Genomic DNA, 24,227 nt, shown 5'->3' with positions numbered 1-24,227 from the left:
TTGCAATGTGTTGTGAGCTGGTCTGAGAATAATTCACATGAATGCTTCGGATCCGCCGCCGAGTGTTGAGGCGCGGATCCGTGGGCTGCTGCCGGTGCTCAGTCCGGCGCAGGTCCGGATCGCGACCGAGGTGCTGCGCGATCCGGCCGGCGTCGCGTCGTCGACGATCGGGCAACTGGCTTCGCGTTGCGGTACGTCGCTGCCGAGTGTGACTCGCTTCTGTATCGCGCTCGGATTGTCGGGCTACGCCGAACTCCGCCTCGCGCTCGCTGCTGAGACAGGCCGCGGCAGTCCGAGCTGGGAACGCGGTACCGGCACCGAGGTCGGTCCGGACGACTCGCTCGACGATGTGCTGCGCACCCTGCTCCGCGCCGACACGCGGGCCCTCGAGGACACGGTCGCGGCGCTCGACGTGGATGCGCTCGGTCACGCCGTACAGGCGATCTCGGATGCGCGCCGAATCGACCTGTACGCCGTCTCCGGATCGGCTGCAATTGCGGACGAACTGCGCCTGCGGCTGCACCGGATCGGCCGCGGCGCGAACAGTTGGAGCGACGTACACAACGCACTGACCAGTGCGGCTCTGCTCGGTCCGGGTGATGTAGCTGTCGGCATCTCCCACAGCGGCGAGACTCTGGAAGTCCTCGAGCCCCTAAGCCGAGCCGGTGCTCAAGGCGCCACCACGGTCGCCCTCACCAACTACCCTCGCTCGCCACTCGCCCAAACCGCCGACATAGTCCTGCTCACCGCAGCCCGCGACCTCACCTTCCGCTCCGGCGCCCTGGCCGGCCGGCACGCCCAAATGATCGTCATCGACGCCCTGTACCTGGGCGTGGCCCAGCGCGACTACCCGCTGGCGTCCCAAGCCTTCGACATCACCGCCGAAGCCGTAACCACCCACCGCCACCGCTGAGCCCACGTTCATCTGTTTTCCTCCCGCGCGTCGGCCCCGAGCCGCAGGTCCGCGATCGCACCGGTCACCGCAGCGTGCCGACCTCGCCCACCTCGGCCCGCCCACCTCGGCCCGCCCGCCTCGGCTCCTCCGCGCGTCGACCGCGCCCGCGTCGCCCCCGCCCGCCTCAGCTCCTCCGCGTCGGCTCCCCCCACTCGGCCCGCCGGCCCCAGCCGGCCTGCCTCGGCCCCGGTCCCGCGCGCCTCGGCCGGCTTGCCTCGGTCCCGTTCCTGCGCCCGATCAAGGTCGCCGGAACGCGCGGCATTGGTAGCAACCACAGACCGTCAGTCGGAGGCGGCGGGTACGCCGTCGCCGAGTTCGCCAGCACCCCATCCACGACCATCTGCTCCCGGCGTCTCGACTTCCGCGGCTCGGCCCACCCGGCCATCTCGTCAGCCGCCGGCCGAATCGACTCCACCACCGGCGTACGCCGGGACGACGTACGCCGGGACGACGTACGCCGGGACGACGTACGCCGCATGCCCGGCAACGCGACCGTGGACCGGCGCTCGCCGACCGCCGCCTCGCGCCGGCCATCGCCTCGGTCGCCACAGAAGATCCACGGAGTCCTACTGCCGCGGAGCGACCGCGATCATCCGCAAACCCACCCGGACCATGAGCACCCGCGAGACCGTCCCCCCGGGGACACCGCCACGACAGACGACGTGTCGCCAAGGACACGGACTGGTGTCCACTCCGTCCCCACCGGTGAGTCTCGTGCGCCTGTAGGTGCAACCCGTCGCCTACGACTACGTGTTGCTCCCGACGCGGGGGCTCTGGATAGCCCATTCGATGGGTGGGGTCCACGCGGTGGGTGGGATCCACGCGGTGGGAGGTCCCGCCCGGGTTCGGGATCAAGGACCTCCTCGTTGGTGGGCTGGCCCACGGGAGTGTGGGTGGGCCAATCGCATGCGGCTGGCCCACCCACATGGTGGTGGGTGAGCCCAGCAATGGGGAAGGCCGGACTCAGCAACTGGGCCGCGGTTAGTCGGGGTCGGGTGCCGGAGTAGATGGGGGCGGCGTACCGGGGGCGGGGGCGGCGTACCGGAGGGCGGGGGCGCGTGCCGGAGGGCGAGGGCGCGTAGCGGAGGGCGAGGGCGGCGTACTCCTCCAGGGCGTTCGGGTGGCGAATCGACGCGGGGTCGCCGAGGTCGATCCCGCATCTGTCCTGGTTCGGGTTCCGGCGCTGGCTCACCCACGTGACGATGGGCGGGCCCAGCAAAGGGGGACGGGGGGCCGAGCAGATGGGGGTGGGTGGACCCACCGCATGGCGGCGGTTAGTCGGGGGTGGGGGTGCCGGTGTAGATGCCGGGGGCTCGGTAGCGGAGGGCGGGGGCGGCGTACTCCTCCAGGGCGTGGGCGGTCCAGCCGACGATGCGGGCCAGGGCGAAGAGGGCTTCGCCGGCGTCGGGGCGGAGGCTGTGGGCGTGGGAGAGGGCGGCTAGGGCGAGGTCGCTGTTGGGGAAGGACTTGGTATGGGTGGTGATCGTTTGGACTACCTGCATGATCGGGTGGTCGCCGAGGAGGGTGAAGAGGGCTTCGGCTCGGGGGTCGCGGGTGCGGTAGATCTTGTGGCCGAAACCCGGTACGCCGGTGCCTGTGCGGAGGTGGTCCGAGAGGGCGCCGAGTGGGTCGTGCTTGGCGCGGGCGAGGAAGTCGTAGGCCAGCGTGGGGGCGGTGCCGTGGTACTGGCCGTCGAGTGCCCCGAGGCCGGCGGACACCACGGCGTACAGGTTTGCCCGGGCGCTCGCGGCTACGCGGGCGGCGACGGTAGAGACCGCGAGACCGTGGTCCGCCAGTAAGACGAGTGCCGCGTCGAGTGCCGCGGCAGCTGATGCAGAGGGCGGAGTCGCGCCCTCAGAATCCTGGGAAGCGGGAGCGCCTGAGGGGGTGGCGTTGGGGTTGGCTTGGAGTTTGGGGAGCAGGCGGGTGCCGGGGGAGGCGTCTGCTGCGGCTGTGGGGCCGGGGAGGGCGGTGATGAGGGTGCCTAGGAGGGTGCGGGCTGCGGTGGTGATGGCGGTGGGGTCGAGGTCGAAGCGGAGGGGGTCTGCGGCGCCTAGGGCGGCTACTGCTATCCGGAGTTGGTCGGTGCGGCGGGCGGTTGGCGGCAGGACGGCGATGGCGGCTCGGGCGAGGTCGACGGAGGGGCGGTCTACGGGGAACGGGGGTTGCTCGGTGAGCTCGCCGGTCCAGAGGAGGTGGGCGACCGACTCCAGCGTCGACCTGGTGGCCAGGTCGGGGACTGAGCGGCCGCGGTAGTAGAGCTCGTCGCCGGATTGGAGTGTCAGGGCGGACTCGATCTCCTCGACCACGCCGGAGTGCTCGACTGAGCGGCTTGCGACTCGCTCGACGTCGGCTGCGGCGAAGAGGCTGCCGCGGCGGCCGCGGGCGCGCACGCTCGTGAGGAGACCGCGGCTCACGTACGCGTAGACCGTCTCCGGTTTCACGCGCAGTCGCCGCGCGACCTGCGCTGTCGTCAGGTAATCCTCATCACCTTCTGCTGCCATCGCGCGCTGCACCACACCTTCATATTGACTGGATCAATATTGACAATACTTGATTGCGAATCAACCCTGAAGTCATGTCAACGACGATCAATGTTCCGCCCGGGCTCCGCAATGTCGTCGTCACCGAGACGACCCTTGGTGACGTCCGTGGTGATGAAGGGTTCTACCACTACCGGCAGTACTCGGCGATCGACCTCGCCAGGTCCAAGACGCTGGAAGATGTCTGGTATCTGCTGTTCGAGGGCCGACTGCCGACCATTGCCGAACGCGACAAGTTCATCGCCGAGCTCGCGCCGCTGCGGGTGCTACCGGACGAGGTCCGCGCGGTTCTGCCGGCTATCGCCGCAGCAGGACCGACGTTCAATCCGCTAGCGGGTCTTCGCACCGCGCTGTCACTGCTCGCTGCGGTCAAGAGCCTGCCGCCGCTGTGGGACGCCGACCCGGCCCGCCGCAAAGCCGATGCAATGCTCGTCTGTGCGGTCACCCCCACGATCCTCGCCAGCCTCTACCGGCTCCGCGAGGGCCAGGAGCCGCTCGAGCCGCGCGCCGATCTCACCGCCGCGGCGAACTGGCTCTACCTCGTGACCGGCAAGGTGCCGACCGCCGACGAGGCCACCGCGATCGAGCACTACCTGATCGCCACCGTCGACCACGGCTTCAACGCCTCGACCTTCACCGCCCGCGTCATCACCTCGACCGGCGCCGACCTGGTCGCGGCCGTCGCCGGAGCGATTGGCGCCTTCTCCGGACCGCTGCACGGCGGCGCGCCCGACCGCGCGCTGGCCAGCCTCGACGAGATCGGTACGCCGGACCGCATCGACGCGTGGGTCCGCGCCAAGGTCGAGGCCGGCGACCGCATCATGGGCTTCGGCCACGCGGTCTACCGGACCGACGACCCGCGCTCGCTCATGCTGCGAGACATCGCCAAAGGGATCGGCGGCGACCTCGTCGACTTCGCCACGACGGTCGAGCGCCGCATCGTCGACGTACTGGCCGAGCTCAAGCCCGGCCGCAACCTCTACGCGAACGTCGAGTTCTACGCCGGCGTGGTGATGGAGCTCTGCGGGATCCCGCGCGCCATGTTCACGCCGACGTTCGCCGTCAGCCGGGTGATCGGCTGGTCCGCCAACATCCTCGAGCAGGCCGCCGACCCCAAGATCATCCGCCCGAGTGCGCAGTACGTCGGCCCGCCGCCGCCGGCTCCCGTCGACTGAACTTCAGTACGCCGTCCTCGATCGCCCCGAACCGGAAGGTGAGCAGATCCCGGGGATAGTTCTGCCGCAACCGCCAGGGACCGTTCGGACCCTGGCGCGGCAGGATGGCGGCAGCACGCTGGATGTACCCCGACGACAGGTCGACCACAGGCCGCCGAGGCGCGTCGTACTCGGCGGGGTCGATCTCAGGCAGGCAGATCTCGGTGCCGGTGGCCCGCATGTGGTTGAGCAACCGAGTGACGAACTGCGAACTCAGGTCGGACCGCAAAGTCCAGGAGTTGTTGGTGTAGCCAACGCACCACGCCAGGTTCGGTACGCCGCTCAGCATCAGCCCGCGGTAGACGAAGGTCTCGCTGACCGGGACCGGCCGTCCGTCGACGGTGAGCTCGATCTTGCCCAGGGCAACCATCTTCAGACCGGTCGCCGTCACGACCATGTCCGCCTCCAGTTCGGCGCCGGACTTCAACAGCAGACCGCCAGGAGTGAACCGCGAGATCTCGTCCGTCACCACCGACGCAGTGCCACGGCGCAAGGCCCGAAACAGATCGGAGTCCGGCACCAGGCACAGTCGCTGATCCCAGGGCTTGTACCGCGGCGTGAAGTGCGGATCCGCCGGAATCGAGTCCGGCAACTGCTGAGCCGCCATCCGGTTCAACAACCAGGCCGCGTGCGCAGGAAACCTACGAAAAGCGTTGTAGGTCAGCGTGCTCAGGGCGATGTTCTTCGTGCGAACGACCCGATGCGCAAGCTTCTGCGGCAGCACCCCACGCACCCGATCCGCGAAAGCGTCGACCGCCGGACGCGACGCGATGTAGCTCGGAGTCCGCTGCAGCATCGTCACGTGCGCGGCGGTCTCGGCCATCGCCGGCACCAGCGTGACCGCAGTCGCGCCACTCCCGACGATCACCACGCGCTTACCGGCGTAGTCCAAGTCAGAAGGCCAGTGCTGCGGATGAACCACCTGGCCCTCGAACGATTCCTGCCCCGGGAAGTCCACGACGTACCCCTGGTCGTAGTCGTAGTACCCGCTGCAGGTGTAGAGGAACGAACACGTGTACGTCGAGTCGTCCGTCTCGACCGTCCACTGCGCGGTCTCCGACGACCAGGACGCCCGCAGGACCCGCTGCCCGAACCGGATCTGCTTGTCGATCCCGTACGTCGCGGCCGTGTCGTTGACGTACTCCCGGATGTCCTGCCCGTCCGCGATCGCCTTCCCGGCCCAGGAGTGGAAGGGGAAGCCGAGCGTGAACATGTCCGAGTCCGACCGGATCCCCGGATAGCGGAACAGGTCCCAGGTGCCGCCGATCGCGTCCCGCGCCTCGAGGATCGCGTACGACCGGTCCGGCGACTGGGTCTGCAGCCGGTACGCCGCACCGATTCCGGACAAGCCCGCGCCGACGATCAGGACGTCGAAGTGCTCCATGCAGGTTCCTCCAGGGCGGAAGGCTTGTTGAGTGACTACTCAACAGTAGCTCGAAATCAGCAGCCCGGAAACTTCTCCGGCGCGGCTGTCGATTCCGTTTCGGGCCGTTCGTCAGCAAGATGACCAGTAGCAAGCCCGAGACAAGGGAGCCCGAGATGGCGCAGTACATGTTCCTCCTCTTCGACAGCGAGGAGTGGTACGACAACATCACCGCGGAGGAGTGGCAGTCGACGATGAAGCTGCACAACGCCTTCGCGGAGGCGGTGGAGCAGGCGGGGGCGAGCATCCTCGGCGGCGCGGCGCTGGAGCGCTCCGGTACGGCGAGCACCGTCAAGCAGCGCGAGGGTGCGGAGCCGCTCGTCACCGACGGGCCGTTCCTCGAGACCAAGGAGGCGCTCGGTGGCTTCTACCTGATCGAGGCGCGGGACCTGGACCAAGCGCTCGAGCTGGCGAAGCTCTGCCCGTCCGGCAACATCGAGGTCCGTCCGGTGATGGACACCTCCGCGGAAGCCGCGCCGCCGGCCTGATGTCACGGGCCGACTGATGCACGACGCACCGCAACGACCTCCCGCGGCCCATCCGCGGGCGGTCGTTGCCGCCGTCGAGCGGGCGCACCGGGAGAGCTGGTCGACCGTGCTGGCCTCGGTCGTGCGACTGACCCGCGACCTCGATCTGGCCGAGGACTGCGCGCAGGACGCCTTCGTGCAGGCGCTGCGGACCTGGCCGGACGAGATCCCGGCCAACCCGGGCGGCTGGCTGACCACGGTCGCACGGCGGCTGGCGCTCGACCGGCTCCGGCGCGAGACCACGCTACGGCGGAAGCTGCCGCTGCTCATCGAGGAGCCGGGCGAGGAGGAGCAGCCGACCGATCCGCTCCGGCTGGTGTTCACCTGCTGCCACCCGGCACTGGCCCAGGAGTCCCAGGTGGCGCTGACGCTGCGGCTGATCTGCGGATTGACCACTCGCGAGGTGGCAGCCGGGTTGCTGATCAGTGAACCGACCGCCGCGGCCCGCATCACCCGCGCGAAGAAGAAGATCGCAGCGGCCGGCATTCCGTACCGGATCCCGGCCGACGACGAGCTGCCGGCCAGGCTCGACGCCGTGCTCACCGTGGTCCACCTCGTCTACACCGCCGGGCACGTGGCGGCCGGTGCGGAGCTGACGAGAACGGATCTGACCGAGCGGGCGCTGCAACTCGCCCGCTTGCTCGTCCGGCTGATGCCGACCGAGACCGAGCCAGAGGCGTTGCTCGGCCTGCTCCTGATGAATGAGGCGCGCGGCACCGCCCGGATGAGCGCAGACGGTGAGCTGGTCCTGCTCGCGGATCAGGATCGGTCGCGGTGGGACGTGCGAATGCTGGCCGAAGGCGTGTCGCGAGCGACGGCAGCACTGTTGCGCGGCCACGGCCGGTTCGCCTTGCAGGCAGCGGTCGCGGGGCTGCACGTGACCGCGCGGTCCTGGGAGCAGACGGACTGGCCTCAGGTCGTCCGGATGTACGACGCGATGATGGTGAGCTGGCCGACGCCGATCGTCGCGCTGAACCGGGCCGCCGCCCGCAGCCTGGTCCCCGGCGCGGACCTGACCGAGGTGCTCGAAGAGCTGGATGCCTTAGGCAACGAACCGGCGCTCCGCAGCTATGCCTATCTGCCCGCCGCCAGGGCCGACGTACTGGCGCGGTTGGGCCGGAGCAAGGCAGCGGCCGAGGCGTACGGCGAGGCCGTGGCGCTCACCACGAACGAGGCCGAGCGCCGGTTCCTGAACCGTCGTCGCGCGGAGCTGGTCTTATAGAGTTCGGGGTCATGGAGCTGATCGGACAGGGCATGGAAGGCGCCGTCTACGACCTCGGGGACGGTCGGGTCCGCAAGGACTGGTTCGAGCGACGTCCCGACGACGTGCGGTTGATGCAGGCCTTCCTCGACGAGATCCCCGAGCTGCCGTTCCGGACACCGCGGATCCGGGAGATCGGTGCTGCTGACAACGGCTTGGCCATCAGCATCGAGGACAAGCTCACCGGTACGCCGTTGCCCTCGGCCGAGGTCGCCGAGAGCGACGCCCTGGACGCGTTCGTCACCGTTGTCGAAGCATTGAGCACGACGACGGCAGGGCCGGCCGGCAAGGGGTTGTTCGTGCTGAACGAACCGTTCTGGCTTCCCGGACTGTCCTGGGGCGAATCGTTCGCCGCGCTGGTCCGGCGTCGCGCCGAGGCGTCGTACCGGCATTTCGAGCGCGATGTCACGAACTTCGCGGCGTTGCTCGACAGCGTCACCCGCCGGCTGGCCTCGATCGAACTGGAGAAGCTGAGCATCGTCCACGGTGACGTTTGCCCGCCGAACCTGCTGATGGACGGCGCCCGCCCGGCCGCCCTGCTCGACTGGGGTTTCTACTCGATGGCTGGCGACAACACCCTTGATGCTGCGCTCGCTGCCGGGTTCTTCGACATGTACGGGCCTGAGGCGCGCCGCCTCGACACTGTGCTGCTCAAGCGCTTCGAGGCACTCGGGCACGACCGCGAGCGGATGTACCTCTACCGCCAGGCCTACGCGATCACCAGCGCGACGATCTACGATGCCGAAGCCGGCGACGGGCACTACCAGTGGTGCGTCGCCGACCTCAACCGGCTGCCTAGGTGATCGGCGAACCGTTGCTGAGGTTGTGAAGCTGGTCCGGCTTGGCCAGGACCAGCGGGAGGCGCCGGACGTTCAGCGGTGAGACGAGCCCGTCGAGGGCGTCGGGGGAGTGCCACGACAGGCCGAGGATCTCGCGGCCGTCGGGGTGCAGGGTCTCCAGCAGCGACGGGTCGTGGACACCGCCGTCGTACAGAATCTCGACGGCGTCGCCCCAGCCTTCCCAGCGCGGGAGCCAATCGATGGCGAGGACGCCGTGCAGGGGGAGGGCGATGCCGAGCTCCTCCTCCATCTCGCGGGAGGCGCCGGTGGCAGGGTCCTCGTCTGGCTCTACGACGCCGCCGGGTAACTCGAGGTCCTGTTTGTAGCTGACCTTGCAGAGCAGGACGCGACCGGTGGTGTCCCGGACGACAACGTGGGCGATGACGCGCTTCTTCGGCAGCGTCGAGTCCATCAAGGTGGTCCAGCCGAGGATGGAATCCGGACGCGGGTCGTCGCTGCGCATCCCGTAGACGACGACGTCGCGACGCTCGCCGTCGACCGAGGCCGCGCCGCGCAGCAGACCTTCACGGCGGAAGCCGGCTCGGATCGCCACTCGCATCGAGGCGTGCAGTTCTGGGTCCACGTCGATCTGCAGCCGATGCAGGCCGAGCTCACCGAACGCGTACTCCGACAGCAGCCGAACCGCTCGCTGTGCGAACTCGGGACCGCCGTCCAGCGCCCAGACGACCAGACCGGCGCCAGGCGTGGTCCGCCGCACCTCCACTGTGCCGAGCGGGTTTCCGTTCTCGACTTCGAAGGTCACCACCTGCTGATCCTGTACGGACAGGTGCAGCGTCAGGTCACCATCGGTCAGCGGTTGTACGGCGGTCACTCCACGAACGCTACCCGTCGTACCGCAAGTAGACGGTGGCGAGGGGCGGAACGGACAGTTCGGTGCTGGTCGTCATGCCGTGCCACTCCGGGCCGTCGGCGGTGACAGCGCCCAGGTTGCCGACCCCGGAGCCGCCGTAGTTGCCGGCGTCGGTGTTGATCACCTCGGACCAGCGACCGGCGTACGGCAGGCCGAGGCGGTAGCCGTGGTGCGGGACCGCCGAGAAGTTCGCGATACAGGCGACCGTCGGCTCACCCTCGTCGCCGAACCGGACGAACGAGAAGACGTTGTTCCCGGCGTCGTTGGCGTCGATCCAGCTGAACTTCTCCGGAGCCTGATCGGTGCGCCACAAGGCCGGCGTACCGGTGTAGACGCCGTTCAGGTCGCGGACGAGGCTCTGCAGACCACGGTGGTTCTCGTGGTCCAGCAGCCACCAGTCGAGCTCGCCCTTCTCGGACCACTCCGACTCCTGGCCGAACTCGCAGCCCATGAACAGCAGCTGCTTGCCGGGGTGCGCCCACATCATCGCCAGGTAGGCGCGCAGGTTCGCCAGCTGCTGCCAGCGGTCGCCCGGCATCTTGCGCAACAGTGAGCCCTTGCCGTGCACGACCTCGTCGTGCGACAGCGGAAGGACGAAGTTCTCGGAGTAGGCGTACATCATCGAGAACGTCAGCTCGTGGTGGTGGTACTGGCGATGCACCGGCTCGTGCTCCAGGTAGCGGAGCGAGTCGTTCATCCAGCCCATGTTCCACTTGAAGCCGAAGCCGAGACCGCCGAGGTGGGTGTCGCGGGTGACGCCGGGCCACGACGTCGACTCCTCGGCCACCGTGATCACACCGGGCACGCGCTTGTAGAGCGTCGCGTTCATCTCCTGCAGGAACGACACCGCCTCGAGGTTCTCGCGGCCGCCGTACTGGTTGGGGACCCATTGGCCCTCTTGGCGCGAGTAATCCAGGTAGAGCATCGAGGCGACCGCGTCCACGCGCAGGCCGTCGATGTGGAACTCCTCGGCCCAGTAGATCGCGTTCGCGACCAGGAAGTTGCGCACCTGCGGCCGGCCGAAGTCGAAGACCAGCGTGCCCCAGTCGGGCTGCTCGCCGCGACGCGGGTCCGGGTGCTCGTACAGCGGGGTCCCGTCGAAGCGGGCCAGCGCCCACGCGTCCTTCGGGAAGTGCGCCGGCACCCAGTCGACCAGTACGCCGATGCCTGCCTGGTGCAGCTTGTCGACCAGGAACCGGAAGTCGTCGGGATCGCCGAACCGTGAGGTCGGCGCGAAGTACGACGTGACCTGGTAGCCCCAGGAACCGCCGAACGGGTGCTCCATCACCGGCATGAACTCGACATGCGTAAAGCCCATATCGTTGACATAGGCAACAAGCTCGTCGGCGAGCTCACGGTAGGACTTGCCCTTGCGCCACGACCCGAGATGCACCTCGTAGACGCTCATCGGCTCGGCGTGGCTCTCCGCCGCGGCCCGGCGCTCCAGCCAGGCAGCGTCGTCCCACTCGTACGTCGACTCGTGCACGACCGAGGCGTTCGCCGGGGGAACCTCGGCGAGGTTCGCCATCGGGTCGGCCTTCTGCCGCCAGACGCCGTCACGTCCGCAGATGTCGAACTTGTACCGCGTGCCCGGGCCGATGCCCGGTACGAACAGCTCCCACACACCGGAGCCGCCGAGCGACCGCAGCGGATGCGCGCGGCCGTCCCAGAAGTTGAAGTCGGCGGTCAGCCGGACACCCTGCGCGTTCGGCGCCCAGACGGCGAACGACGTACCGGTGACAGCGCCCGCGGGGCCGTCGTACCGGCGGACGTGCGCGCCGAGCACCGTCCACAGCTGCTCGTGCCGGCCCTCGCCGATCAGATGCAGGTCGACCTCGCCGAGCGACGGCAGATACCGGTACGGGTCGTCGACCTCGACCGACGGACCGTCGGTGTAGCTGACCTCGAGCCGGTAGTCCGGCACTTTGTCGGTGTCCAGTACGCCGACCCAGATCCCGTCGAACTCGTGCCGCAGCGGGAGTTGCTTGCCGTCGTACAGCACGGTCACCGCACTGGCGAAGGGGCGCAGCGCGCGCACCGTCACCCCGTGCTCACCGAGATGCGGCCCGAGCACCTGATGGGAATCGTGATACGTCCCGCCAACCACTCGCTCCAGCACGGTCCGGTCCACCGGAACGGCTGTCACCACAGGCTCCTCGACCGGAACCACCGGCTGCTCCATGGCTTCGCTCTCACTCGATCCCATGCACCCATCCTGCCCGATCGCGAACACATTCACTGCACCCCGTACCCGACAAGTCTTGAGCTACACGGGTTAGTGCTCGACGCCCGCGAGCTGCGCGGCAGCAGCGAGCGGGATCCGCAACCAGGTCGGGCGGTTGCGTGCTTCGTACAGGACCTCGTAGATCAGCTTGTCGGCCAGGAACGCGTCCAGCAAAGCCGAGTGCTCACGCGGATCGGTGTCCGCAACCTCGGCATAGCCGTCGCAGAACGCCTGCTGGTTGCGGCTGGCCCACTCCGCGGCCCGGTAGGCGATCTGCTGATCGCCGTCGTGATCGGTCAGCAGCAACGAACGCGCCGCGTAGTCGAAGGACCGCAGCATGCCCGCGATGTCCTTGACCGGAGTGTCCAGCGCACGCCGCTCGACGAGCGACTTGGCCGGCTCACCCTCGAAGTCGATCAGCTTCCAGCCCTCGATGGTGCGCAGCACCTGACCGAGGTGGAAGTCGCCGTGGATGCGCTGCACCAGCACAGGCCGGTCGGCCGCCGCCAGATTCGCGAACGCGCGACTCAGACCTTCGGCGTACGGCGCGAGCTCGGGGATCGCGGCCACGGCGTGGTCGAGCCGGCGCTGCATCGCGGCAGCGTGCTCGACCAGCTTGGACTGCTCCCAGACATCCGTGCCGAGCGCCTTCGCCAGCTCCGCGTGCACCTGGGCGGTGCTGGCACCGAGCCGGTGCGATTCGCCGGCGAAGTCGCCGCCGACCTCTTCGGCGTGCAGGTCGGCCTCGGCGTACAGATCGCGCACCGACGAGGTCGCGAACGACCAGCCGTCGGTGGCGTTCTTCTGGAAGGCCGTCATCATCGCCAGCTCACCGCTGTCGGTGCCGCCACCGGCCCGCGGCCAGCTGCCGCGCGCCGAGCCGAGCACCTCCGGGACCAGCTCCGAGCCGGACTCTGTGAGCGCCGACTCGATCTCGACACCGGGATTGCTCCCGGGCTCGAGCCGGCGGAAGACCTTCAGCAGCGCCACGTCGCCGAAGACCAGCGACGTGTTCGACTGCTCGACGGTCAGCACCAGAGACTGTGCGTCCTCCGGCACCACCGTCGCCCGCTCCGGTGCGTGCACCGGGTGGAACTCCAGCCCGTCCAGCCGGCGGCCATGGGTGAGGCCGTCCAGCCAGTACGGCGTGGCTTCCTTGTCGTGCAAGGCGTCGTACACCCAGACCCGCTGGTCGCCGAGGTCCTGCTCGTCCCAGTCACCGACCAGCGCGTGGCCGAGGTTCTCGACCGGGCGCTGGTGGTAGCTGAGCGGCAGCTGGTACACCCGGATCGGGATGTCCGTTCCGGGCGGCCCTGAGCAATAGACGAACCCGATCCGGACCGCAGGCCAGACCCCTTCGTCGGACAGCCACTCGGACGTGGCCACCGCGTCGACGACGACGTCGTGTCCCTTCTCCCCGAACCAGCGTTGGCCCGCGCAGAAGGACTGGACCTGGTCCAGATGGGAAGTCACGAAATGCTCTCCTCGTGGTCGGCCGGCTTGGGCAGCCGGAACCAGTAGAAACCGTGCGCGCCGAGCGTCAAAAGGTAGGGCAACTCACCGATCGCGGGGAAGTGCACCCCGCCGAGCAGCTCGACCGGTTCCACTCCTTGCCACTGCCGCAGGTCCAGCTCGATCGGCTGCGGGAACCGCGACAGGTTGTTCACACAGAGCACGACGTCGTCGCCGAACTCCCGGATGTAGGACAGGACGCTCGGGTTCGAGCCGCCCAGGTCCGTGAAGGTACCCATCCCGAAACACGGGTGCTGCTTGCGGGTCTGGATCATCCGCCGGGTCCAGTGCAGCAGCGACGAGGCGTTCTCCATCTCGGCCTCGACGTTCACCGCCTGGTAGCCGTAGACCGGGTCCATGATGACCGGCAGGCTCAGCTTGCCCGGGGTCGCGGTCGAGAACGACGCGTTCCGGTCCGGCGACCACTGCATCGGGGTCCGGACGCCGTCGCGGTCACCCAGCCAGATGTTGTCACCCATGCCGATCTCGTCGCCGTAGTACAGGATCGGTGATCCCGGCAACGACAACAGCATCGCGGTGAACAACTCCATCTTGTTGGTGTCGTTGTCCAGCAGCGGGGCGAGGCGGCGGCGGATGCCGATGTTCGCCTTCATCCGCGGGTCCTGCGCGTACTCCGACCACATGTAGTCGCGGTCCTCGTCGGTGACCATCTCGAGCGTCAGCTCGTCGTGGTTGCGCAGGAAGATGCCCCACTGGCAGGTGTCCGGGATGGCCGGGGTCTGCGCCAGGATCTCCGAGATCGGGAACCTGGACTCGCGGCGGACGCCCATGAAGATGCGCGGCATCACCGGGAAGTGGAACGCCATCTGGCACTCGTCGCCACCGGACTCGCGGTCACCGAAGTAGTCGACCACGTCGGCCGGCCACTGGTTCGCCTCGCAGAGCAGGATCCGGTCCTCGTAGTTCGCGTCGACCTCCTTGCGCACCCGCTTCAGGAACTCGTGCGTGCGCGGCAGGTTCTCGCAGTTGGTGCCGTCCTCCTCGAACAGGTACGGCACGGCGTCGAGGCGGAACCCGTCGATGCCGAGGTCCAGCCAGAACTTCAGCGCCTCGATCATCGCGTCGCCGACGGCCGGGTTCTCGAAGTTGAGGTCCGGCTGGCTGGAGTAGAACCGGTGCCAGAAGTACTGCCCGCGCACCGGGTCCCAGGTCCAGTTCGACTGCTCCGAGTCGACGAAGATGATCCGCGCGTCGGCGTACGGCTCGTCGGTGTCCGACCAGACGTAGAAGTCGCCGTACGGACCGTCGGGGTTGGCCCGCGACTCCTGGAACCAGGGGTGCTGGTCCGAGGTGTGATTCATCACGAAGTCGACGATGACGCGCATCCCGCGCGCGTGGCACGCGTCCATGAAGGCGGCGAAGTCCTGGATCGTGCCGACCTCCGGCATCACGCCGGTGTAATCGGAGATGTCGTAACCGCCGTCGCGCAGCGGTGACGGATAGAACGGCGGCAGCCAAAGGCAGTCCACGCCGAGCCACTCGAGATAGTCCAGCTTCTCGGTCAGGCCCTGCAGGTCGCCGATGCCGTCGGCGTTCGAATCCTTGAACGACCGCACCAGAACTTCGTAGAAGACAGCCCGCTTGAACCACAGCGGATCCTTCTTCGTCAGTCCGTGGTGCTGCTCCGGCAGCATGTCGGTCACGCTCACCTCCATCGGGAGTGTTGTGGGGGACTCGCCAGTGCCCGCACCTTCTCGTACCCCGAACCGGAGTCGCTGAAAAGGAAGGTAAAACACAGGAACCGGTGAGGCCGATGATGTGGTGACGCAGCGCGATGGACGGTCCGCGAGTGCGTTGCGCTTAGTCTGACGGCCCTTTGCCAGTACAAGCAAATAGACCCGCAAACATCCCGCAGAGTAAAACCATTGGCCTGCTGGTCTGGGTCAGCGCCCCCGTTTTCTTGGGCGCGGCCATCAGTCCACCTCGACCGTGACGGTGATCTGGTCCGGTACGCCGACGGTCTCGGCGAGCACTGCGATGGCTTCCTTCAGGTCCTCGAGCGCGGCCTCAGGCGTCGGGCCTGAGCCGTTCGCGAACGACTTCGGGCTCAGCGCGGCTTCGGCACACCACTCGCCGTTCTCGTCCTGCTCGAGGGTGTAGGAAACGCTGATTTCTCGCTGCACCGCTGACCTCCTGAAGTCGTCACTACGTGTGGCGATCGTAGGACCGGCGATGGTTCAGTTGCCGGGCTGGGTGGACTTGCGCGGTTTGCGGACGTACTTCGTGAAGCCGGCGCGCTCGGCGTCACCCTCCGTGCGGAACCAGACCTCGGCTTTGGTGCGGCCGTAGTACGGGGAGTCCGGAGTGTGGAACAGCATCGACTGCGCGTTCCCCTTGATGGTGAAGCCGTCCGGCGGTCCCTGATGCGGTACGGCGTCCGCCGAGCCCGGCCCGAACCGCCCGACCGGCACCTCGTCGTCGAACAGCGTCGGCTCACCCATCACCCGCGAGAACTCACTGTCGGCCGAGATGGTCATAGGCTCGGCCATCGCCGGCTCCGCAACATGCGGTGACGCAGCAACAACCTCCGGCTCGGTCGCGGCCGGTGCAGCAACAACCTCCGGCTCGGCAACAACCTGCTCGGCGGCAACCTGCTCGGCGGCAACCTGCTCGGCAACAACCTGCGGCTCGGCGGCAACCGCCGGCTCGTCCGCAGCCTTCGGCGCAGCAACAACCTGCGGCTCGGCTACGAGCGTGGGAGCAGCCTCCGCCTCGCGCGCCGGTGTGGCGACAGCGGGTTCGGCTTGGGCAGGTTCCGGCTCAGCCTTCGCCTGCACAGCTTCGGGGGTCGGCTCGGCCTTGGGCGGCTCGGGCTGGGCGGGCGCAGGCTTGGCCGGCTTGGGTTGTGGCTGGTTCGGCTCGGCCTTCGCCTGCTTGGTGGGCTCAGTGCGTGGTGAGGCAACAGGTGCGGGTTCGGCGCGGACTGGTTCGTCGCGGGCGGGCTTGCGCGCGGGTGGTGCGGCTGGTGCGGGTGCTGCGGCCGCGGCGGCGGGGGAGGAGGCGGCGCCTACCAGGGCTTCTTCCTTTACCTCTACCTCGGCTTCAGCCGGCGCTTCGGCCGGCGTACGGCGCGACAGGAGGAGCCAGGTGACTACCGCGCCCAGCAGGAACGCGAGGAGGGTCCAGGGCCAGTTGTGGCGGAGGAGCCAGCTCATCGGCGGGCTCCTTTCGTGGTGCGGTGGAGTAGGTAGGCCAGCGCGCTGCCCAGGAAGAAGGCGAGCAGGAGCAGGATCCAGGTGTCGAGGGCGAGGCGGGTCATCAGTTCTCCTGCAGGGCTCTGATCTCGGCGCGGCGGTTGGCGACCCGGCCGGTGGCGGTGGTGTTGGGGGCGATCGGGAAGGCCTGGCCGTAGCCGGTGGCGGTGATGCGGTCGGCTGCCACGCCGAGGCGGACCAGCTCGGTCTTGACGGCGGCGGCGCGTTCTTCGGAGAGCGGGAGGCTGGTGGCGGGGGAGCCGAGGTTGTCGGTGTGGCCGGCGACCTCGACGCGCGCGGTGGCGCAGGTCTTGAGCAGGGCGGCGGCGCGGGCGACTGCCTGCTTCGAGGCATCGTTGACGATCGCGGTACCGGACAGGAAGTTGATCCGGTTCTGCCGGCCGAACTCCGCCAGCCGTGTCTTGAACGTCCGGCAGGCCTCGCTCACGGTCGGCTTGCCGGCCGGGACGCGGAGCTCGTTGGCGATCACCGCGCCGGGCACGGCCTGTGCCGCGGCCCGCGCCGCCATCGCCTTCGTCGCCTGATCCGGTACGTCGCCGCTCAGCGTGACGGTGGTCCCGTCGTACCGGACCGAGGCGTCGCCGGTACCGATCGCCATCGCGTGCAGCAGCGCGGACAGCGTGCTGACGTCCTCGATGCCCTTCGTCGAGTCGACGGTCACGCGCTGGTCGTACTCGCGGTCGGGCCCGAGGACCTTCTCCACCTCGGTCTTGATCGCGTCCTTGGCCAGCTCGCTCCGCACTGTCGCCTGGACGCGCAGCGCGGTGTTGGTCCGGCCGATCTCGAAGCCCGGCTCCGCCGGTTGCTCCGGGCCCGGGGTCGTCGGCGCGGGCTCACCCGGGCCGGTCGCGATGGTGACGCTGCGGACGCCGTCGACCCCGCCGACGATCTCGCGGATCGCCGCGGCGTCCACGTCGGTCGCGACCTGGACCGACGCGTCACGGCCGTCCATCACGACGGTCGCGCCGTTGATACCACGCGCGGTGAGCGCCGCAACGGCCTGTGACCGAAGCTCGTCCTCGATCGAGTCGGCCCTCACCGGTAGCAGCACAGCGGTCAACAACACAGGTACGGCAACCGCCGCGAGCAGCCAGACGACGACCGGCCGCCGAACGAGTCCGGGCACTGTTCCTCCGTCAGAAGCGGTCCTCCGACGGGTGCGGGCCGAAGTGACCGTGCGCGAGGAGACTACTCCGCCGTGCACACAGGACGCACGCCGGTCAGGCAAATCGATACAGCGTGTCGGCTGACCGGATCCGGTCAGAACTGTCCTACCTCGGACAGGTCGCATATGTGCCAGCTCGACGTGCAGGGAATCCCTTGACTTAGTTCGCGTCGTAAACCGTACTTGTGCGTGCGTTACTGCGTCTGGTGGGCGGCGTCCGGGGGAGAGGGAGGGGATCGGATGGAGAGGCTAGCTGATCAAAGGCCGGCAGAGTCGTCGTTGATCATCGGCGTGGCCACTTCGACGGCCGAGCGGGTGCAACTGGCCCGGCTGCTCGGCGACGCCGACGCGCTGCTGCTCGTGTCCAGTGCCGAACAGGCGCGGGCGTTCCTGGAGCTCACCGACCCGGGCTCTCCGGCCGCACCGGTCGTGATGGCGCAGTCCGTCGTACCGGTGCCCGACGAGCCGCCGGTACGCGCGGAGTCCGGGCTACTGCTCGACATGGAGCGCCGCGTGGTCCGCTGGGAGGATCGTGAGGTGCCGCTGACCCGGCTCGAGCACGACTTCCTGCACTGCCTGGTCGAGGAGCCCGGTCAGGTCTGGACGTACCAGCGGCTGCACCACGCGGTCTGGGGCAACGAGCATCTCGGCCACGGCTCGCACATCCACTCCGTCGTCAAGCGGCTCCGGCAGAAGCTCGCCAACCTGGGCGCCACGGTCACCATCCATGCCGTCCGCGGCGTCGGCTTCCACCTGCTGCCGACCACCTGAACAAAAGATCAGGCCCCCGGACCATCGCGGTCCGGGGGCCTGACTATTCAGTTGGCAGTGTTACTTGGTGGGTTACTTGGTGGCGAGCAGTGCGAAGTCCTCCGTGATCGGCTCGCCGGACAGCAGCTCGGTGCTGCGAGTCTGCGGCTTGTAGCCGTCCTTGGCCGCGATCAGCGTGAGGGGGTTGTTGCGGATGTCGAGCCAGTAGGCGTAGTTGCCGTCCTTGTCCGTGATGAACGTGTAGGACTGCGCCCACGAGTCGACCTGGACGGTCGCACCCGGCAGCGGGGCCCGGGTACCGGTCTTGCTGACTCCGGTCACCGTGCCCTGGATCTTGGCCCAGGTGCTCGGCGGCGTGACGGTCATCTTGACGTCGACCGGGTTGACCGAGTACGGCGTGTCCTCACCGATCGTGACCGCGCCGGTGTAGGTGCCCGGCTGGTCGACGTTCGCCGAGATGCTGACCTTGACGGTGGTGGACTCGCCCGGGGCCAGCTCGGCCTCGGTCTTGTCCAGCGCCAGCCAGCTCACGTCGGCCGCGGACTCCGAGCAGTCCTCCAGACCCGGCAGGTTCTCCGAGTCCGCGGTGGCGGTGAAGCCACCGGACGAGCCACCGACCTTGTAGAAGCCACAGGCTGCGCCACCGCGGTACCGGGCCTGGTTGGCGTTCGGCAGGGCTGCCCAGGTGTTGCTGGCCGGGTCGTAGGCGAAGCCGGCGTTGGTGACGGCGCCCGCCTGGACACCGCCGACCACGAGCAGCTTGCCACCGGCGACGGCGTACGCACCGGCCCAGTGGTCGGCCGGAGCGTCGGCCACCGCGGTCCACGAGTCCGCACCCGGGTCGTAGACGTAGGCGTTCTTCAGCGAGTTGGTGCCGTCGTTACCACCGGCGCAGTAGACCTTGCCATCGATCGCGCCACAGGAGGCGAACGCGACCGACTTCGGGTAGTTGGCCAGCGTGGCCCAGGTGTTGCTCGCCGGGTCGTAGCTGACCACCGTGTTGCTCATCGGCAGGCAGTCCGCGGTGGTGCAGCCGCCGACGGCGTACAGCTTGCCTCCGGCAACGGCCTGACCGGCCGCGGCCCGCGGGGCCGGGTTGGCGGCCACTGCGGTCCAGGCGTTCGCGGCCGGGTCGTAGGACCAGGTCGCCGCGTCCGGACCGGACGCACCCCAGCCGGAGCTGGCGATGATCTTGCCGTTGACCGCACCGACCGTGATGGCGTTACGGGCACCCGGCAGCGGGGCGATCGCGGTCCAGGCCTTGGCGGCCGCGTCGTACTTGTAGCTGTCCGCGGACGACGCCGACCCGTTGCCACCGGCAATCGAGTAGACCGTGCCGTCGACCGTGACGACGCGGTTGTCCATCACGACGGCCGGGTAGTTCGCGATCCCGGTCCAGGGCGCCGCGCCCGGAACCGTGCTCTCCGGAACCTCGATCGGCTTGCCGGACAGGGTCTGGGCGAACGACGTCGGCACCTGGATCCGCTGCAGCGGGGCGCCCTTGCTGCTCAGCACCTGCGCCTTGGTGGTCTTGGAACCGTTGGCGTTCTCCAGGACGAACCCGCCGTCCTTCTCACCGAACTTCACCTTGACCGGCGCACCGCCGGTGTTGGTGACGGTGACCGTCTTGCTGGTCTTGCCACCGAGCGGCAGGGTCGCGCCGATGTCGCCCGGGGTGACGCTGAGCTGACCGGCGGCCAGCGTGAAGTCGGCACTGGTCACCCAGTCCGCCTCGACCGAGACGGTCGACTTCGCGCTGACGTAGTTGCCGGCCTTGGCGGTGAAGCCCTGGTCGCCGTCGGCCGACGAGTACAGCCAGTAGAAGCCGTCGGCCAGACCGGTGTCCTCCGGCGTGGCAACCGTCGTACCGGACTCGGTGGAACCGTCCCGGGTGACGACCGCGCCGTTGACGGCGCCGCCGGTGTTGGCGTCCTTGACGTTGCCGACGACGAGACCGCCGCCGACCGGCTCACAGATGACCTGGCTGCCGATCAGGACGTTGTCGACCTCCCACCACCATTCGTACGACGCGTCGTAGTAGTGGAAGCGGACCTGGACGGCGGACTTGCCGGCCGCGGTCGGGATCGCGATCTCCTTGACGCCGCGGGCGTCGGCCGTGGCCTGGCGCAGCACGTTGGTCCAGGTGGCGCCGCCGTCGATCGAGAGGTCGACGTCGGCCTTCTCACCACCGAGCCAGTTGAGGTCCTGGTTGAACCGGATCACCGGAGCGGTGACCGCGGACAGGTCCACGGACGGGCTGACCAGCGAGGTGTCCTGCGCGCCGCCGGAACCGTACTTGTCGCTGTCGATGATCGCGAAGCCGCCGGTACCGCCGGAGAGGTTGGTGCGCTTGCCCGGGTCGTCGAACTTCCAGACCTGGCCGTTGCCCTTGCCGTCCTGGACGGTCCAGCCGTTCGGCGCCGCGGCGGCGTCGAACGTCTCGTACACGCCGTCGGAGCCGTTCTTGTAACCCGGCGCGGTCAGGCAGGAGTCCTGCCGAACCTTGACGGCGACGTTCTTGGTCACGTTGGTCGTGCCGACGGTGACCGGAACGGTGGTGGTCTCGTAGCCGGGGATCTGCGACTCGACCTTCAGGTTGTACGACGCCCCGCCCGGAACCTTGAAGCTGAACCGGCCGTTGGTCGGGGTGGTGTAGTCGAACACGCCACCGGCGCCCTCGACGCTGACCTTCGCGTACAGCGGCCAGCCGTGGCCGGAGCCGTCGGAGATGGTGCCGCCGACACTGACCTGCGGGGAGCTCGCCAGCGCGAAGTCCTTCGTGGTGGTCTGGCCGGTGGTGATCACCGCGGTCGCCGTCTGCGACTTGTAGCCGAACGAGGCGACGGTCAGGTTGTACGACCCGGCCGGCAGCACGCTCGAGTAGGTGCCGGTGCTGGAGGTGGTCAGGACCTTGTCGGCCTGGCCCGCCGCCTTGACGGTCACGCTGGCGCCGGCGAGCGGAGCGCCGCCGGTGGCGGCGGTGACCTTGCCGGACAGGGTGCCGGTGTTGCCGACCGGAGCGGCGTTCAGCAGCGCGAGTGCGTCGAGGCGGCCCTGACCGAAGACGTTGTTGTTCTCGGTGGTGCCACCGCACTGCGTGCTGGCCGTGTCGATCGCCGTCGTGTTCAGCAGCGCGCGAGTCGCGGCCACGTCACCCTTCAGCGTCGGCGAGGCGGACCACAGCAGCGCGACCGCGGCCGCGAGGTGCGGCGTGGCCATCGACGTACCGTTGAAGGCGCCGTACGTGTTGCCGGGCAGGCTCGATCGGACGTTGACGCCCGGGGCCGAGATGTTCGGCTTGATCGTGCCGTTCTGACCGGCACCGCGGCCGGAGAACGAGGCGATGTTGTTGTTGATGTCGTAGGCGCCGGCCGAGTAGTTGCTCGTCGAGCTGCCCGGCGAACCGGACGTGTTGCAGGCCGAGCCGCTGTTGCCGTTCGCGAACGCACCGAAGATGCCGGAGGCGGCCCAGGCGAGGGTGACGTCCTCCATGAACGGGTCGTTCGAGGGCAGCGTCGAGCCCCACGAGTTGTTGATGACGTTCGGCCGCTTGCTGGCGTCGGGGTTCTGCCCGGCCAGGTTGGTCGGCTGCAGCATCCACTGGCCGGACTCGATCAGTGCCTCGTCGCTCGGGCAGCAGCCGTTCGCGGCGATCCACTTGACCTCGGGCGCGACACCGATCTGGTTCCCGGCGCCGTCGTCACCGGCCATCGTGCCCATCGTGTGGGTGCCGTGGCCGTTGCCGTCGGCGGGCTGGTTCGGCGACGTACCGGCCGCGTCGAACCAGTTGTAGTTGTGGTCGAACGTCCCGTTGCCGAGGTTTCCGCGGTACTGCTTCACCAGGGCCGGGTGGTCGTACTGCACCCCGGTGTCGATGTTGGCGATCGTGATGCCGGCGCCCTTGTCGCCGAACTGCGACCACACCTGGTTCGCCTTGATGTTGGCGACGCCCCACTCGACCGCGTTGATCTCGTGCTCCGAGGTGCCCTCGGTGACCTTCGGGACCTCGACCTGCGTCGGGTTGTAGAGCCCGGCGACCTCGCTGTGCGCGGCCAGCTTCTTGGCCAGGTCGAACGATCCACCGTTGATCCGGATCGCGTTCGTGGCCCAGAAAGCCTTGTACTTGACGCCTTGTGCGTCCAGCTCGGCCTTGACGCTCTTCTGGCTCGCGGCGGCGGTCGCGCGCAGCTTCTCGGCCACCGCGGTGCCACGCTCGGTCCAGTCGGTGATCTTGCTGGCGGAGGCGAGATCCGCCTTCTGACCGAAGTAGACCCAGTAGTCGTTGGCGGCCTTCGCGTCCTTGCCGCTGAGCTTGGCCATCAGGTCCGGCTTGATCTTGGCGGCCGGGTCGGTCCCGGCCGGCTTGGTGGGCGGTGCGGCCAGGGCGGCGCCGGTGGCGCCCAACCCCGTCGCGACGACGGCCACCGTCGCCAGGGCGCCGACCAGAGTTCTGGCGAGCCCCCTACGTCTGCTGTCTGACATTCTTCGCAGCCCCTCACTTGACGACCCCGAGTTGACTCCCCCGAGTCATGTGGTGCGCAGAGGGGTGCAGGCGCCCGGCCTGGCGGTGAATCGATGGACGAACGCTGCGTGCCCCCCAGGTCGCCGCGTGTGACACGGCGAGCCTGCCGAGGACACTATGTGTCAGCTGAACCGGGTCACAAGCACACTTGGTGAGCAAAGTGTGACTAACAGTCGCACAGATCGAAGCAACGTAGTCAAAGATTGGCCATCCGTTGACGATCTGAGGCAGAGGTTGACATCGTGACGGTATGGTCACCGCCCGTGTCCCCGCCCCAGCGGACGTCGATCTGACCACGACCGACGCCCAACCGTTCCCGCTGCTGATCGCCGTGGCAGCCTCACCCGAGCAACGCGTCCGCCTCGCCGAACTCATCGACGACGTCGCACCGCTCCTGCTCGTCTCCAGTCTCGACGAACTCCGCAAGCTGTTGGTTCCCGGTCGCCAGCCCCCGCCTGCTGGTACGGCGGCTGATCCGCCGGAAGCCGACGTACTGACTATTGATCGGGTCCGGTCGGTCGCCCGCTGGCGCGACCGCGAGGTCCAGCTGACGGAACTGGAGCACGACCTGCTGGCTCGCCTGATGTCCGCGCCGGTGCGGGTATGGACGTACGACGCTCTGCATCAGGCCGTCTGGGGGACCCGGGAGCTCCGGGGCACAGCGGACGTTCACTCGGTGGTCAAACGCCTCCGTCGCAAGCTCGACGAGCTCGGGACTACGGTCACCATCGACGCCGTCCGCGGCACGGGCTTCCGGCTGACGGATCATCAGCACCCGTCGATCACGTCATTGCGAGCAGGCTGACCGGCAGGAGTTTGTTGCTCGAGGCAAGCGATTGAGTCGAGGGAGGTACGCGTGGGAGCGCGCGTCGGTTCACCCGGCGTGGCGTCAGTCCGTGCATCATCACGCGTACCGCGCCCCGGGTGTCGCGCCCGCTCCCGAGTGTCACCCTCACGCCGCGCCCTGGGCTCTCCCCGCTCCAACCGCGTTCCCGGGTGCAGCCCTCGCATCCGCCCTCGCACCACACTCGCACCGCACCACACTCGCACCGCACGGCACCCGCGCCGCACCACACTCGCACCGCACTCGCACCGCACCACACTCGCACCGCACGGCACCCGCGCCGCACCACACTCGCACCGCACCACACGGCACCCGCGCCG

At 68.7% G+C, this 24,227-nt stretch carries 18 protein-coding genes; 7 read left to right on the top strand and 11 right to left on the bottom strand.

Annotated elements, in window-relative coordinates:
- The first annotated feature begins 37 nt into the window (after nucleotides 1–37).
- Complete coding sequence (locus ABZS29_RS33095) at nucleotides 38–913, top strand: MurR/RpiR family transcriptional regulator (protein WP_355468006.1); 876 nt, start codon at nucleotides 38–40, stop codon at nucleotides 911–913.
- A gap of 431 nt (nucleotides 914–1,344) precedes the next feature.
- On the opposite strand, the gene ABZS29_RS33090 is transcribed toward ABZS29_RS33095, so the two are convergent.
- On the bottom strand, nucleotides 1,345–1,515 hold the full coding sequence (locus ABZS29_RS33090; RefSeq protein WP_355468004.1) for a hypothetical protein: 171 nt from the start codon (nucleotides 1,513–1,515) through the stop codon (nucleotides 1,345–1,347).
- A gap of 714 nt (nucleotides 1,516–2,229) precedes the next feature.
- Nucleotides 2,230–3,459, bottom strand: a complete 1,230-nt coding sequence (locus tag ABZS29_RS33085) for a citrate/2-methylcitrate synthase (protein ID WP_355468002.1) — start codon at nucleotides 3,457–3,459, stop codon at nucleotides 2,230–2,232.
- Nucleotides 3,460–3,533: 74 nt separating this feature from the next.
- Between ABZS29_RS33085 and ABZS29_RS33080 the strand changes: the two genes are divergently transcribed.
- Nucleotides 3,534–4,673 (top strand): citrate/2-methylcitrate synthase, encoded by a 1,140-nt coding sequence (locus ABZS29_RS33080; protein ID WP_355468000.1) that lies wholly within the window; start codon nucleotides 3,534–3,536, stop codon nucleotides 4,671–4,673.
- Here the strand turns inward: ABZS29_RS33080 and ABZS29_RS33075 are convergent.
- Nucleotides 4,618–6,096 (bottom strand): NAD(P)/FAD-dependent oxidoreductase, encoded by a 1,479-nt coding sequence (locus tag ABZS29_RS33075; RefSeq protein ID WP_355467998.1) that lies wholly within the window; start codon nucleotides 6,094–6,096, stop codon nucleotides 4,618–4,620. The two genes, ABZS29_RS33080 and ABZS29_RS33075, sit on opposite strands and share 56 nt — an antisense overlap.
- A gap of 155 nt (nucleotides 6,097–6,251) precedes the next feature.
- Here ABZS29_RS33075 and ABZS29_RS33070 point away from each other — a divergent pair, with 155 nt between their 5' ends.
- Genes ABZS29_RS33070 through ABZS29_RS33060 form a run of 3 tightly spaced genes read left to right on the top strand, consistent with a single transcriptional unit; the run spans nucleotide 6,252 to nucleotide 8,726 of the window.
- Nucleotides 6,252–6,623 (top strand): YciI family protein, encoded by a 372-nt coding sequence (locus ABZS29_RS33070; RefSeq protein ID WP_355467996.1) that lies wholly within the window; start codon nucleotides 6,252–6,254, stop codon nucleotides 6,621–6,623.
- Between the two features lie 16 nt (nucleotides 6,624–6,639).
- On the top strand, nucleotides 6,640–7,884 hold the full coding sequence (locus tag ABZS29_RS33065) for a sigma-70 family RNA polymerase sigma factor (RefSeq protein ID WP_355467994.1): 1,245 nt from the start codon (nucleotides 6,640–6,642) through the stop codon (nucleotides 7,882–7,884).
- 11 nt (nucleotides 7,885–7,895) lie between these two features.
- A complete protein-coding gene (locus ABZS29_RS33060; RefSeq protein WP_355467992.1) occupies nucleotides 7,896–8,726 on the top strand; it encodes a phosphotransferase in 831 nt (276 codons plus the stop codon).
- On the opposite strand, the gene ABZS29_RS33055 is transcribed toward ABZS29_RS33060, so the two are convergent.
- The 7 genes from ABZS29_RS33055 to ABZS29_RS33025 form a co-directional block, all read right to left on the bottom strand.
- The gene (locus ABZS29_RS33055) at nucleotides 8,719–9,594 is read right to left on the bottom strand and encodes a GNAT family N-acetyltransferase (protein WP_355467990.1); all 876 of its coding nucleotides are present in this window, start codon (nucleotides 9,592–9,594) and stop codon (nucleotides 8,719–8,721) included. The two genes, ABZS29_RS33060 and ABZS29_RS33055, sit on opposite strands and share 8 nt — an antisense overlap.
- 10 nt (nucleotides 9,595–9,604) lie before the next feature.
- Entirely contained in the window at nucleotides 9,605–11,839 is a 2,235-nt protein-coding gene (glgB, locus tag ABZS29_RS33050) for a 1,4-alpha-glucan branching protein GlgB (RefSeq protein ID WP_355467988.1), read from the bottom strand.
- A gap of 69 nt (nucleotides 11,840–11,908) precedes the next feature.
- Nucleotides 11,909–13,330 (bottom strand): aminoglycoside phosphotransferase, encoded by a 1,422-nt coding sequence (locus ABZS29_RS33045; protein WP_355467986.1) that lies wholly within the window; start codon nucleotides 13,328–13,330, stop codon nucleotides 11,909–11,911.
- Nucleotides 13,327–15,024, bottom strand: coding sequence for a maltose alpha-D-glucosyltransferase (gene treS / locus ABZS29_RS33040; RefSeq protein ID WP_355468362.1), 1,698 nt, complete (start codon nucleotides 15,022–15,024; stop codon nucleotides 13,327–13,329). The genes ABZS29_RS33045 and treS overlap by 4 nt, the downstream gene beginning before the upstream one ends.
- Nucleotides 15,025–15,303: 279 nt before the next feature.
- Nucleotides 15,304–15,513, bottom strand: coding sequence for a hypothetical protein (locus tag ABZS29_RS33035; protein WP_355467984.1), 210 nt, complete (start codon nucleotides 15,511–15,513; stop codon nucleotides 15,304–15,306).
- Nucleotides 15,514–15,567: 54 nt separating this feature from the next.
- The gene (locus ABZS29_RS33030; protein WP_355467982.1) at nucleotides 15,568–16,545 is read right to left on the bottom strand and encodes a hypothetical protein; all 978 of its coding nucleotides are present in this window, start codon (nucleotides 16,543–16,545) and stop codon (nucleotides 15,568–15,570) included.
- Between the two features lie 103 nt (nucleotides 16,546–16,648).
- The gene (locus tag ABZS29_RS33025; RefSeq protein ID WP_355467980.1) at nucleotides 16,649–17,731 is read right to left on the bottom strand and encodes an OmpA family protein; all 1,083 of its coding nucleotides are present in this window, start codon (nucleotides 17,729–17,731) and stop codon (nucleotides 16,649–16,651) included.
- Between the two features lie 279 nt (nucleotides 17,732–18,010).
- On the opposite strand from ABZS29_RS33025, the gene ABZS29_RS33020 reads away from it, so the two are divergent.
- Nucleotides 18,011–18,541 (top strand): winged helix-turn-helix domain-containing protein, encoded by a 531-nt coding sequence (locus ABZS29_RS33020; RefSeq protein WP_355467978.1) that lies wholly within the window; start codon nucleotides 18,011–18,013, stop codon nucleotides 18,539–18,541.
- Nucleotides 18,542–18,613: 72 nt separating this feature from the next.
- On the opposite strand, the gene ABZS29_RS33015 is transcribed toward ABZS29_RS33020, so the two are convergent.
- On the bottom strand, nucleotides 18,614–23,023 hold the full coding sequence (locus tag ABZS29_RS33015; RefSeq protein WP_355467977.1) for a S8 family serine peptidase: 4,410 nt from the start codon (nucleotides 23,021–23,023) through the stop codon (nucleotides 18,614–18,616).
- 290 nt (nucleotides 23,024–23,313) lie between these two features.
- Here ABZS29_RS33015 and ABZS29_RS33010 point away from each other — a divergent pair, with 290 nt between their 5' ends.
- The gene (locus tag ABZS29_RS33010) at nucleotides 23,314–23,868 is read left to right on the top strand and encodes a winged helix-turn-helix domain-containing protein (RefSeq protein ID WP_355467975.1); all 555 of its coding nucleotides are present in this window, start codon (nucleotides 23,314–23,316) and stop codon (nucleotides 23,866–23,868) included.
- The last annotated feature ends 359 nt before the right edge of the window (nucleotides 23,869–24,227 follow it).

It is taken from the genome of Kribbella sp. NPDC005582 (genome assembly GCF_040605415.1).
In the GTDB taxonomy this organism is placed as follows: Bacteria; Actinomycetota; Actinomycetes; order Propionibacteriales; family Kribbellaceae; genus Kribbella.
The sequence above is the reverse complement of the archived record's forward strand: the minus strand, read 5'-3'. Positions and strand labels throughout refer to the sequence as shown.

Bases quoted from the DNA above. Each gene is read 5' to 3' on its own strand.
- ABZS29_RS33010 (WP_355467975.1), top strand. From the start codon at position 23,314: ATGGTCACCGCCCGTGTCCCCGCCCCAGCGGACGTCGATCTGACCACG.
- ABZS29_RS33075 (WP_355467998.1), bottom strand. From the start codon at position 6,096: ATGGAGCACTTCGACGTCCTGATCGTCGGCGCGGGCTTGTCCGGAATC.
- glgB (WP_355467988.1), bottom strand. From the start codon at position 11,839: ATGGGATCGAGTGAGAGCGAAGCCATGGAGCAGCCGGTGGTTCCGGTC.
- ABZS29_RS33015 (WP_355467977.1), bottom strand. From the start codon at position 23,023: ATGTCAGACAGCAGACGTAGGGGGCTCGCCAGAACTCTGGTCGGCGCC.
- ABZS29_RS33085 (WP_355468002.1), bottom strand. From the start codon at position 3,459: ATGGCAGCAGAAGGTGATGAGGATTACCTGACGACAGCGCAGGTCGCG.
- ABZS29_RS33080 (WP_355468000.1), top strand. From the start codon at position 3,534: ATGTCAACGACGATCAATGTTCCGCCCGGGCTCCGCAATGTCGTCGTC.
- ABZS29_RS33065 (WP_355467994.1), top strand. From the start codon at position 6,640: ATGCACGACGCACCGCAACGACCTCCCGCGGCCCATCCGCGGGCGGTC.
- ABZS29_RS33030 (WP_355467982.1), bottom strand. From the start codon at position 16,545: ATGAGCTGGCTCCTCCGCCACAACTGGCCCTGGACCCTCCTCGCGTTC.
- ABZS29_RS33060 (WP_355467992.1), top strand. From the start codon at position 7,896: ATGGAGCTGATCGGACAGGGCATGGAAGGCGCCGTCTACGACCTCGGG.
- ABZS29_RS33070 (WP_355467996.1), top strand. From the start codon at position 6,252: ATGGCGCAGTACATGTTCCTCCTCTTCGACAGCGAGGAGTGGTACGAC.
- treS (WP_355468362.1), bottom strand. From the start codon at position 15,024: ATGCTGCCGGAGCAGCACCACGGACTGACGAAGAAGGATCCGCTGTGG.
- ABZS29_RS33020 (WP_355467978.1), top strand. From the start codon at position 18,011: ATGGAGAGGCTAGCTGATCAAAGGCCGGCAGAGTCGTCGTTGATCATC.
- ABZS29_RS33095 (WP_355468006.1), top strand. From the start codon at position 38: ATGAATGCTTCGGATCCGCCGCCGAGTGTTGAGGCGCGGATCCGTGGG.